This is a genomic window from Streptomyces roseus, assembly GCF_001044425.1.
Classification (GTDB): domain Bacteria; phylum Actinomycetota; class Actinomycetes; order Streptomycetales; family Streptomycetaceae; genus Streptomyces; species Streptomyces roseus.
This window is the reverse complement of the sequence record NZ_LFML01000061.1, coordinates 17176-28593: the sequence shown is the minus strand read 5'-3', so window position 1 is coordinate 28593 and position 11418 is coordinate 17176. Positions and strand designations below refer to the sequence as shown.

Annotated in this window: 9 protein-coding genes, 1 tRNA gene and 1 riboswitch; of the genes, 5 read left to right on the top strand and 5 right to left on the bottom strand. The window is 73.9% G+C overall.

The window, feature by feature from the left end; genetic code table 11:
- Positions 1–54: 54 nt before the first annotated feature.
- From ACS04_RS16135 to ACS04_RS16120, 4 genes are all read left to right on the top strand, one after another.
- Positions 55–831, top strand: a complete 777-nt coding sequence (locus ACS04_RS16135; RefSeq protein ID WP_078864836.1) for a sugar phosphate isomerase/epimerase family protein — start codon at positions 55–57, stop codon at positions 829–831.
- Between the two features lie 77 nt (positions 832–908).
- Positions 909–3302: a polysaccharide lyase 8 family protein gene (locus ACS04_RS16130; RefSeq protein ID WP_048477309.1), complete on the top strand. Its 2394-nt coding sequence runs from the start codon at positions 909–911 to the stop codon at positions 3300–3302.
- Between the two features lie 67 nt (positions 3303–3369).
- Positions 3370–4998, top strand: coding sequence for a N,N-dimethylformamidase beta subunit family domain-containing protein (locus ACS04_RS16125; RefSeq protein ID WP_048477308.1), 1629 nt, complete (start codon positions 3370–3372; stop codon positions 4996–4998).
- An 85-nt stretch (positions 4999–5083) separates the two neighbouring features.
- Positions 5084–5482, top strand: a complete 399-nt coding sequence (locus ACS04_RS16120; RefSeq protein ID WP_048477307.1) for a VOC family protein — start codon at positions 5084–5086, stop codon at positions 5480–5482.
- Here ACS04_RS16120 and ACS04_RS16115 read toward each other — a convergent pair.
- The 4 genes from ACS04_RS16115 to ACS04_RS16100 form a co-directional block, all read right to left on the bottom strand.
- A complete protein-coding gene (locus tag ACS04_RS16115; protein ID WP_048477306.1) occupies positions 5479–6303 on the bottom strand; it encodes an ABC transporter ATP-binding protein in 825 nt (274 codons plus the stop codon). The two genes, ACS04_RS16120 and ACS04_RS16115, sit on opposite strands and share 4 nt — an antisense overlap.
- Positions 6300–7349, bottom strand: coding sequence for a FecCD family ABC transporter permease (locus ACS04_RS16110; RefSeq protein ID WP_048477305.1), 1050 nt, complete (start codon positions 7347–7349; stop codon positions 6300–6302). The genes ACS04_RS16115 and ACS04_RS16110 overlap by 4 nt, the downstream gene beginning before the upstream one ends.
- Positions 7346–8335, bottom strand: a complete 990-nt coding sequence (locus ACS04_RS16105; protein WP_048477304.1) for an ABC transporter substrate-binding protein — start codon at positions 8333–8335, stop codon at positions 7346–7348. Before ACS04_RS16105 ends, ACS04_RS16110 begins: the two co-directional genes overlap by 4 nt.
- A gap of 56 nt (positions 8336–8391) precedes the next feature.
- Positions 8392–8466, bottom strand: a riboswitch (cobalamin riboswitch).
- 104 nt (positions 8467–8570) lie between these two features.
- Positions 8571–8644: transfer RNA gene (locus ACS04_RS16100), tRNA-Trp, on the bottom strand.
- Between the two features lie 280 nt (positions 8645–8924).
- On the opposite strand from ACS04_RS16100, the gene ACS04_RS16095 reads away from it, so the two are divergent.
- Positions 8925–10250, top strand: a complete 1326-nt coding sequence (locus tag ACS04_RS16095; RefSeq protein ID WP_048477303.1) for a glycoside hydrolase family 18 protein — start codon at positions 8925–8927, stop codon at positions 10248–10250.
- Positions 10251–10400: 150 nt separating this feature from the next.
- Here ACS04_RS16095 and ACS04_RS16090 read toward each other — a convergent pair whose 3' ends face one another.
- Positions 10401–11417 carry a sugar kinase gene (locus ACS04_RS16090; protein WP_048477344.1) on the bottom strand — a complete coding sequence of 339 codons (1017 nt, stop codon included), beginning with the start codon at positions 11415–11417 and terminating at the stop codon, positions 10401–10403.
- Position 11418 lies beyond the last annotated feature (1 nt).

The following is an 11418-nucleotide window of genomic DNA, read 5'->3' as shown; positions in this document are numbered from 1 at the left end:
GGGGCGGCCCCGGCCCGGTTCAGCCTCAACCAGGAGACCATCCGGCAGTGGTCGATGCCGGAACTGGTCGACGGGTGCGTCGCGGCCGGGGTGGGTGCCGTCGGGCTGTGGCGGGATCCGGTGCGGGAGTTCGGGCTGCGCGAGACGGCGAAGCTGGTCGCCGGGGCGGGGCTGCGGGTCAGCTCGCTGTGTCGCGGCGGGTTCTTCACCGCCGCCGATCCTGCCGGGCGGGCCACGGCCCTCGAAGACAACCGGCGGGCCGTCGCGGAGGCCGCCGAGCTGGGCGCCGAAGCCCTGGTCCTGGTCTCGGGGGGCCTGCCCGAAGGCGACCGGGACCTGGTGGGGGCGCGGCGGCGGATCGTCGACGTGCTGGGCGAGCTCGCCCCGTGGGCGGCCGATCACGGGGTACGGCTGGGGATCGAGCCCCTGCATCCGATGTTCGCCTCGGACCGCTGCGTGGTCTCCACGCTCGGTCAGGCCCTGGACATCGCCGAGCAGTTCCCGGCGCAGCAGGTGGGGGTGGTCGCCGACTCCTACCACGTGTGGTGGGACGAGAGGCTGCCGGCCGACCTGCGCCGGGCGGGTGCGGGCGGGCGGATCGTGTCGGTCCAGGTGGCCGACTGGGTGACCCCACTGCCGGCCGGGGTGTTGCTCGGGCGCGGGCAGCTGGGCGACGGCTGCATCGACCTGAGGGCGTTCCGGGAGCTGGCCGACTCGGCCGGCCATCGGGGCCCGGTCGAGGTGGAGATCTTCCATCCGGGGCTGTGGGCGCGAGACGGTGCCGAGGTGCTGCGGGAGGTGATCGACCGCTACCGGGAGCACGTGGCCTGAGGTGTTGCGCGTGCGCGAGTGACGGGCCGGCGGGCGCCGGTACGGGACGTGGACGGGGACGGGACAAGGAGCATGCGATGACAGACGTGTGGAGCCGGCGCGCCTTCCTCTCCGCCGCGGGCGGGGGTGCACTCCTGCTGGGAGCGCCCGCCGCGCGGGCGGGGGCCGCGCCGGCGGACGGGACCCACGACGCCATGCGGGCGGTGTGGCTCGGCCTCTTCCTGGGCGGCGACGTCCCGGCCGGGGCCGAGCCGTTCCGGTCGAGACTCGCCGATCTCGGCGCCCTGTCCGCGGGGTGGCGTTCGGCCATGGCTCCGGCGCCGGGCTCGCTCTGGCCCGACCTGGGGTACGGCGCCGACCCCGAGATGATGATGCAGAGCTACTACCGGCTGCGGACGATGGCCGAGGCGTACCTGCGGCCCGGGACCGGGCTCGCCGGGGACCCCGGTCTGCGCTCGGACCTCCTGACCGGGCTGGACCATCTGCACGCGGACGTCTACCACGCCGGCCAGGTGCGGTACGGCAACTGGTACTGCTGGCAGATCGGTGCCCCGCAGGCCCTGCTGGACCTGTGCGTGCTGCTGTACGAGGAGCTGTCGGCCTCCCAACTCGCCGGTTTCTGCGCGGCCGTCGACCACTTCGTACCGGATTCGGTCGTCGGCTCGTACAGCGGGACCAGTACGGGGGCGAACCGGGTGGACCTGTGCCGGGTCCTGGCGCTGCGCGGGGTGGTCGGCGGGGACTCGGCGAAGATCGCCCTGGCACGGGACGCGCTCACGCCGGTGTTCCCGTACGTCACCGCGGGCGACGGGCTCTACCGGGACGGGTCGTTCGTCCAGCACACCTGGGTGCCGTACACGGGCACGTACGGGGCGGTGCTGCTCGGCGGGCTGGGAATGCTGTTCGCGCTCCTGAAGGGCACCGCCTGGCAGGTCACGGATCCCGGGGCGCAGATCGCCTTCGACGCGGTGGAGCGGGCCTGGGCGCCGTTCCTGTTCAACGGGCTGGTCATGGACGGCGTGTCGGGGCGGGCGGTGAGCCGGGGGCTGATGGTCGCCGATCCGCGCCAGGTCCAACAGGACGACCACGCGCGGGGACACGCGGTCCTCGCCGCGATCCTGCTCCTCGCGCAGGGCGCGAGCCCCTCCGAGCGGGCGCGCTGGCGGGCGTTGGTCAAGGGCTGGATGGCCCGGGACTACTACAGCCGCCCGCTCGCGGACGCGTCGCTCCCCCTGTCCTCGCTCGCCCGGCTGGCGGAGGCCGAGTCCGACACCTCGGTGACCGCACTGCCCGAGCCGGTCGGACACCGGCTGTTCGCGTCCATGGACCGGGCCACGCACCGCCGGCCCGGCTGGGCGGCTTCGCTGTCCATGGCCTCGAAACGGATCGCCCACTACGAGACGGGCAACGGGGAGAACCTGCGCGGCTGGCACACGGGCAGCGGCATGCTCTCCTGGTGGGGGGCCACGTACGGCAACGGCCAGTACTCCGACGCCTTCTGGCCCACGGTGGACCCGTACCGGCTGCCGGGGACCACGGTGTCGCGGAAGGTGCTGGCCGACGGGGCGGGAGGCGACTGGGGGGCGTCCCGGCCCGACGCGGCCTGGGTGGGCGGGACGACCGACGGGGAGTTCGCCTCACTGGGTCAGCACCTGCGGGGCCTGGGCAGCACGCTCACCGCCCGCAAGTCCTGGTTCTTCCTCGACGACACGATCGTCTGCCTGGGGGCCGGGATCCGCTGCTCGGACGGGACCGTGGTCGAGACGGTCGTCGACAACCGCAATCTGGGCGCGGCCGGCACCCATGCCCTGACCGTGGGCGGCGTCGTCCAGCCGGCCGCCCTCGGCTGGTCGGCGGCCTTCCCCTCCCCCGGCTGGGCTCATCTGGCGGGCTTCGGCGGCTACGTGATGTCGGGTCCGGGTTCGTTCAGAGGCCTGCGGGAGGCGCGCACCGGCCGATGGAGCGAGATCAACCGGGTCGGCTCCACCACGGCCTTGACCCGGCGCTACCTCAGCCTCTGGTACGACCACGGCACGGACCCGGCCGGCGCCGGCTACGTCCACCAGATGATGCCGGGGGCGACGGCGGCGCAGACCGCCGCGAGAGCCGCCGCCACGGGCTGGCTCTCCGTACTCGCCAACTCGGAGACGGCACAGGGCGTCTCCGTACCCTCACTGGGCTTCACCGGGGTCAACTTCTGGCAGGCCGGGTCAGCCGGTCCGCTGGAGGCGGGAGGGCCCTGCTCGGTGACCGTCCGGGAGAGACCGGACGGCACGGCCACGCTCTGCGTCGCGGACCCGGCGCGGGCCCTGACCTCGCTGACGCTGCTGTGGAACCGGCCCGTGGCCGCGGTGCTGTCCCGGCCGCAGAGCCTGGTCTCCCAGGACACGGGCACCCGGTTGCGCCTCGGATTCGGCGACCTCACCACGGCGGCGGGGGCCGGTCAGCAGGTGGTGGTCCGGCTGGGGTGAGGGAAGACCTGGGCGGGCAGCCGGGCCGGTAGGAGAAGGGCTTCAAGCGTCACATAACGTGCTCTCCATGGATCAGGAGCACATAGCCGGGCCCGGCGACGGTGGCGGCGCGGACAGGCGGCGGTTCCTCGCGCTCGCGACGGGAGCGGCCACCGCCGCCGGACTCGGGGCCGCGGCCGGCTGCGCGGGCGGAGCCGGCCACGGGGCGGCGGGAACGGACGGGGGCAAGGCGGCGACGCCCGACGCGGCGGCGGGGAAGGGCGGACCGGCCGGCTTCGACGTCAAGGCCGAGAACGCCAAGCCGGGGCACGCCGATTGGCACGTCACCAAGGCGGGGCCCGCGCGGGCCATCGAGGGCTTCGCCGACAAGGTCAGCGTGCTGCCCGGCGAGTCCTTCGGCCTGCACGTATCCACCACCGCGCCCCGGTTCACCGTCTCCGCCTATCGGATGGGCTGGTACGGCGGCGCCCGGGCCCGCCTGGTGTGGCGGTCCGAGGCGCTGCCCGGCGTGCGCCAGCCGGAGCACACGGTGGATCCCGCGACCCGGATGGTCTCCGCCCGGTGGCCCCGCACCACCACCGTGGACACCAAGAACTGGCCCGAGGGCTGCTATCTGCTGCGGCTCGACGCACAGGGCGCCGAAGGCCAGCGCTTCGTCCCGGTGACCGTCCGCTCGGCGGCGAGCGCCGGCCGTACCGTCGTCGTGAACGCGGTGGCGACCTGGCAGGCGTACAACCGGTGGGGCGGCTACGGCAGTTATGACGGCCCCAGCGGCGGCTACGCCTCGCGCTCCCTCGCGGTCACGTTCGACCGGCCGTACGAGTACGACGACGGCGCGGGCCTGTTCCTCGTCTACGAGGCTCCGCTGCTCGCCCTCGCCGAACGGCTCGGCATACCCCTCGCCTACGCGACGACCACCGACGTGGCCCGGGAGAAGCGCTTGCTGGAAGGGGCCGCGGCGGTCCTGTCCCTCGGACACGACGAGTACTGGTCGCCCGAACAGCGGGCCCATTTCACCGCCGCCCGGGACGCCGGGACCAACATCGCGATCCTCGGCGCGAACTGCTGCTTCCGCCGGATCCGGCTGGAGCCCTCCGGCCTCGGACCGGACCGCACGGTGGTCTGCTACAAGTCCGCCTACGACCAGGACCCCGGGTTCAAGCGCGGACAGCCTGCCACCGTCGACTTCCGCTCGGCGCCGGGCGCCGACCCGGAGAGCTCGCTGCTCGGCGTGATCTACGACGGCTACCCGGTGGACGCCCCGTACGTGGTGACCCAGCCGGGCCACTGGCTGTTCGAGGGCACCGGAGTGAAAGCCGGGGACCGCTTCGCCCACCTGGTGGGGGTGGAGTACGACAAGGTCGACACCGGCTTCCCGACGCCCCGCCCGATCGAGATACTGGCCCACTCCCCCGTGGTGTGCGAGGGCCGGCCCAGCCACCAGGACACGGCGTACTACACGACACCCAGCGGCGCGGGCGTCTTCGCGACCGGGACCATGCGGTGGGTGGAGGCGCTGGACGCGACGGGCGACGGCCGCAGCGGCGCCAACCACGGCCTCGACGCGAAGGCGGGCGCGCTGACCACCCGGGTCACGGAGAACCTGCTGCGGGCGTTCGCGGCGGGCCCGGCGGGGCGCACCCACCCCGCACAGGACAACGTGAAGGCGGTGTACCCCAACCGGGCCACCCCCTAGGATCGGGATCACGGCATCGCGTGTCGGTCACCGACCGGGTGAGGCATGGAGGTGCCCGTGATGTGCCTTGCGGAGGCATTCACTCATGTCAGTCCAGCTGAACCACACGATCGTCCACTCCCGGAACAACCGGGAGGCCGCCGCCTTCCTGGCGGACGTCCTCGGCCTTGAGGTCGGGACGGAGTGGGGCCCGTTCGTCCCCGTCGAGACCGCCAACGGCGTCACCCTCGACTTCGCGACCGTCCCGGCCGACTCCCTCGCCGTCCAGCACTACGCCTTCCTCGTCTCCGAGGAGGAGTTCGACGCCTCGTTCGCGAGGATCCGGGCGGGCGGGATCCCGTACTTCGCCGACCCCCACATGAAGCGTCCCGGCGAGATCAACCACAACGATGGCGGTCGCGGCGTCTACTTCCTCGACCCGTCGGGCCACGGAATGGAGATCATCACCCGCCCGTACGGCTACCAGGAGCCGGCGGCCGGCTAGCCGGCCCGCCCGGGGCCTCCGCCTTCCGCCCGGTGCCCGCCGGGCGGGAGGTAGACGATGTTGGGGGCGGCGGTGGCCGGGTGGGTGGTGACGCGGGTGCGGACCCCGTACACCTCGGCCAGCAGCTCCTCGGTCAGCACCTGCGCCGGGGTTCCCGAGGCCGCCACCCGGCCGCCCGACAGGACGTACAGGCGGTCGCAGTACGAGGCCGCCAGGTTGAGGTCGTGCAGTACGAGCAGGGCGGTGGCGGGCAGGGCGCGGACCAGGCCGAGGACCTCCAGCTGGTAGCGGATGTCCAGGTGGTTCGTCGGCTCGTCGAGGGCGAGCAGGCCCGGGTCCTGGACGAGGGCGCGGGCCACCAGGGCGCGCTGCCGCTCCCCGCCGGAGAGCCCGTCGTAGGGGCGGTCCGCGAAGTCGCCCGCGCCCACGGTCTCCAGGGCCTCGGCGACGCGGCGCACGTCGTCGGGGCCGTCCTGCTCCCAGAACCGCTTGTGCGGGCTGCGGCCCATCGCGACCACCTCGCGGACGGTCAGTCCGAAGGTGCCCGCGGCGTCCTGCGGGACCACCGCGACCCGGCGCGCCCGGTCCTTGGCGCCCAGCCCCGCCGCGTCCGCGCCGTCCAGCAGCACCCGGCCGGCGGTGGGCCGCAGGGCGCCGTAGACGCAGCGCAGCAGCGTGGTCTTCCCGCTGCCGTTGGGCCCGACCACTCCGACCGTCTCGCCGGGGCGGGCGGCGAGGTCCACCCCGTGGAGCAGCGTGTGCCCTTCGACGGAGTAACGCACGGCCTCCACGGCGAGTTCCACGGGCCGGCGGCCGCTCATCCGGCCACCCCCTCGACCCGCGTGGAGCGGCGCAGCATCCACAGGAAGAACGGTCCGCCGACGAGCGCGGTGACCACGCCGACCGGTATCTCCTCGGGCGCCGCGGCCGTACGGGCGAGCAGGTCGGCCAGGGTCAGGAACACGGCCCCGCCCAGCGCGGCCACGGGCAGCAGCGCCCGGTGCCCGGCGCCGACGGCCATCCGGGCGGCGTGCGGGACCATCAGCCCGACGAAGCCGATGGCGCCGCTGTAGGCGACGAGCACGCCGATGACGAGGGAGGTCAGGACGAAGACGGCGGCGCGGAAAAGCCCGGTGTCCAGACCGAGGGTCCGCGCGCCCTCCTCCCCCGCCAGGAGCAGGTCGAGCGGCCGGGCGAGCGCGGTCAGCAGGGCGGTGCCGACGAGCAGGGCCGTGGCGGGCAGGGCCAGTTCGTCCCAGCGGGCGCCGCCCAGGCCCCCCAGGGTCCAGAACAGGACGGACCGTATCTGGTCGGGGTGCGCGGCGAGCACCAGCACCAGGCTGGTGAGCGCGGACAGGACGTACTGGACGGCGACTCCGGCGAGGATCAGCCGCCCGGTGGTCATGGTGCCGCCGCGCCGGGCCATGGCGTAGACGGCGACGAGCGCGCCCATCGATCCGGCGAACGCGGCGGCCGGAACGCTCAGGGCGCCGATCCCGCCGAGCGCCCCCGCTGTTCCCGCCGCTCCCGCCCCGAGGACGATGACGAGGACCGCGCCCAGCGAAGCCCCGGAGGAGGCCCCCAGCAGGAAGGGATCGGCGAGCTGGTTGCGTACGAGGGCCTGCAGGACGGTCCCGGCCACGGCCAGCCCGGCTCCGACGACCGCCCCGAGCAGTACGCGCGGCATCCGCACGTCCCACACGATGGAGGCGAACGCCCCGGTGCGCGCCCCGGGTCCGCCGAGCACGATGTCCAGGACCTGGCCGGGGGCGATCCGTACCGGTCCCAGGGCCAGGCCCGCGACGGCGGACGCGAGGAGCGCCGCGGACAGGAGCACCACCGCGGTGGGCGTGCGGGGGCGGCTCACGCGGCGTCGGGGTGGAGCTGGCGGCCCAGGGACTCCACGGCCTCGGCGACGCGCACGCCGAGGACGGCCGAGGACAGGGGCAGCACCACGAACCGCTTGTTCTTGATCGCGGGAACCTCGGCCAGCGCGGGATCGTTCAACAGGCGCTGCTTCTTGGCTTCGACGGTGGTGCCGCCGTAGTCGTAGACGAGGACGACCTCGGGCCGCCGCTCGATGACCTTCTCCCACGACACGTCACCGAAGGTGTCCCCCAGGTCGGCGAAGGTGTTCGTCCCGCCGGCGAGGGAGACGATCTCGTTGCCGATGCCGTTTCCGCCCGAGGTGAAGGCGGTGCCCTCGCCGGAGTCGTAGACGAAGACGTTCGGCTTGGCCTTGTCCTTGACGCGGGCGGTGACGGCGTCGATGCGCCGCTGTTCGTCCTCGATGAGGCGCGCCCCGCGTTCGGGCACGCCGAAGGTCCGCGCGACCTCGGTGATCTCGGTCTTCAGCTCTTCGAGACCGACGGGGCCGGTGCCGCAGTACTCCACGCTGAGCCGGGAGTTGATCCCGGCCTTGGCGAGTCCCTCCCGGTCGCGCCCCTGCGCCTTGTCGAAGGCGCTCGCGTACCCGCCGTAGACGAAGTCCGGGTCGGCGCCGAGGAGGACCTCCTTGGAGGGGTACTCCTCGGCGAGCACCTTGATCCTGTCGTAGGCGGGCCGGTAGGCCGGCAGTACGGAGTCGTCGAGGTACGCCGTCGCGGCCATCCTGTCCTGGAGGCCGAGGGCCAGCAGCATCTCGGTGGCGTGCTGGTTCATGGTGACGGCCCGCCGGGGCGGGGCCTGGTAGGTGCTGCTGACACCGCAGTTGGTGACGGTGTACGGGAACCCCGGCGCGGCCGCCCCGGCCGCGCCCCCGCCGCCGGCCGGGGGCGTACCGCCGCAGGCGGCCAGGGGTATCAGGAGCGCGAGGGGGACAAGGGCGCGCAGAACGGCGCGGGAACGCGGCATGGCGAAGCCTCTCCGGGGGATCCTCGTCCCCTGGTCGACGTGAAGAGGCGATGCGTCAGTGTCTGACTTCCGGACCCGCGCGGGGTCCGGTCACAGTGGCGGGACCGCACCGGATTCGCACCGGTTTCCTGTCCTGCACCGCCTGGGGTGGTTCGCCCCAGTCTGCCAGACGATCACGAAACGGCGTCGGGCCCGCCCCCTTCGTGGGGACGGGCCCGATGCCGTGTACTGCTTGCAGGGGCGGCAGGATTCGAACCTGCGGCCTGCGGTTTTGGAGACCGACGCTCTGACCAGCTGAGCTACGCCCCTTCGCTGGGGAAACTCTGACACGGAGCGGCCGGGAGTTCCAAATGCATTGATGCGTCAAGCGGGTGGAAGTTCGGGCGCCCGGCGGGGCGGCGGAGTCCAGCGGGGTGGCGGAGCCCAGCCGGATGGCGGAGCCCAACGGGTGGCGGGGCGCCGCCGGTCACCGCGTCCCCGCCCCGGCCGGGTTGCGCACGCCCCCTTGACCCAGATGGTCCAGACCAATAGTTTCCGGCATGCACCGCGCACGCGTCCCGCACCGCTCCCGCCCCCGCAAAGGAAGCCCATGCGCCGCAGCATGTCCGGCAGGCTGGCCGTCGCCGCCTGTTCCCTCTCCCTGCTCACCGCCCTCGCACCCGCCGCGGCCGCGCAGGCCGACGGCGGGCACGACCGCTCATACAAGCGGGTCGGGTACTTCACCCAATGGGGCGTGTACGGACGGGACTTCCAGGTCCAGGACCTGGAGACGAGCGGCACCGCAGGCAAGCTCACCCACATCAACTACGCCTTCGGCAACATCAGCGCGGAGGGCAGGTGCTTCACCGGCAACGTGCCGGGCGAGGCCGACGCCTGGGCCGACTACGTGCGCCCGCTCGACGCCGCGAACTCCGTGGACGGCGTCGCCGACAGCGCCGAGCAGCCGCTCGCCGGGAACTTCAACCAGCTGCGCGAGCTCAAGGCCAAGCACCCCGGCCTCAAGGTCCTTCTCTCCCTCGGCGGTTGGAGCTGGTCGACGCACTTCTCGGACGCCGCGCTCACCCCGGCCTCCCGCAAGGCCCTCGTCCAGTCGTGCATCGACCTTTACATCAAGGGCAACCTGCCGCAGGACGGCGCCCGCGGCGGGGCCGGCGCGGCGGCCGGCCTCTTCGACGGGATCGACCTCGACTGGGAATGGCCCGGCTCGGCCGGTGACACGGACACCGCGTACCGGCCGGAGGACAGGGAGAACTTCGCCGCGCTGGTCAAGGAGTTCCGTACGCAGCTCGACGCGTACGCGCGCAGCCAGAAGCGGAAGCAGAAGTACGAGCTGACGGCGTTCGTCCCGACCGCCCCCGCCAAGATCGACGCGGGCTTCGACGTCCGCCGCATCATGCGCGACCTCGACTTCGTGAACCTCCAGGGCTACGACTTCCACGTCTCCGGCGAGCCGGTCACCGCCCAGCAGTCCGCCCTGCGCGCCCGCGGTGACTTCAGCGTCGCCGGCACCGTGGAGGCCTGGCGCCACCGCGGGGCCCCGGCCGAGAAACTGGTCATGGGCATGCCCTTCTACGGGCAGGGCTGGACCGGAGTCACCGGAGGCGGGGACGGCATGGGCCGGCCCGCGACGGGCCCGGCGCCGGCGACCTGGGCCGCCGGGTACGAGGACTACAAGGCGCTGAAGAAGCTGGCCGATTCGGGCAGGTACAAGGTCTACCGTGACCGCCGGGAAGGCCACGCCTGGCTGTTCGACGGCAGCACCCTGTGGACGTACGACGACCCGCAGGTACTGCGGACCAAGACGGAGTACATCCGCGAGAACGGCCTGGGCGGCGCGATGTTCTGGTCCCTGGACGCGGACACGGCCGACGGAGAGCTGATGACGGCCGTCGACCGGGGCCTGCACGGCCGCTGACCGGCCGCGGCGCCCGCCGCACGGCCCACCCGACCGGCGCCGCCGGGCCGCGGAATCGTTCCGGTCCGGCGGCGTCCCACCACGAACGCCCCATGCCGTCCCCACCCCGCGCCGTCGACCTCGCCCACGGCGTCCGCAGAGGAGAGAGCGCTACCGGAAGCCGCCCAGCGGGTGGGCGGCGGCCAGGGCCGCCGTCTCGGCGAAGGCGGGGACGCGGCCCGTGCCGCCGCGCCCGGACACTGACAGCGAGGCCGCCGCCATGCCGTACGCGACGGCCTCGGCCAGCGGGTCGCCGAGGGCGAGCCGGGCGGTGGCGGTGCCGGTGAAGCAGTCCCCGGCGCCGGTCGCGTCCACCGGAGCCGGGTTGACCGGTACGGGGTGGTACTCCGCCCGCGTCCCGTCGTCGAGCAGCAGTCGGCCGGCGCCCGCGGTCACCACGACCGTACGGGCGCCCAGGGCGCGGTAGCGGGCGGCGGCCTCCCTCGGGTCCGCGGCGCCGACCAGCGCCTCGGCGTCGGCCGGGCAGGAGGTCTTCAGCAGCCCGGCCAGCGGGGCCATCCGGGCCAGCAGCTCGCGGGCCGCGGCCCGTCCGGTCAGGCGGGGGCGGAAGTTGGGGTCGTACGAGACGTGCCCGCCGGCCCCGTGGACGGTCTCGGCGGCGGCCACGACCGCCTCGCGGCTGCTCGCCGACAGGGCGCCGGTGATCCCGCTGGTGACGAGGGCCCGCGCGCCGGTCAGCAGCTCCCGCCAGGAGTCGATGTGCGGGGTGGAGAGGGTGGAACCGGCGCTGTGGGCGCGCCAGTAGACGAACTCCCGGTCGCCCTCGGTGTCGGAGGCCAGCAGATAGGCGCCGTTGGGGCGTGGGGCGCGGTGTACGTGGGCGACGTCCACGCCGAGCGCGGCCGCGCGGCGCAGCAGCGGGACGCTGAGCTCGTCGTCGCCGACGACGGTGAGCAGGGCGGTCCGGGCCCCGGCGGCCGCGGCTGCGGCCGCCGCGTTGAGGGCGTCGCCGGAGTAGGAGATGCGGGCCGGGGCGCCGTCGGCGGCTTCCCGCAGGGGGGTGTCCGTGTGGATCTCGACGAGGACCTCACCGAGGACGAGCACGTCGTAGCCGCTCCCGCGGCCCGTGCCTTGCCCGGTATGGGCCGCGGGCTCCGGGGGCGCCATC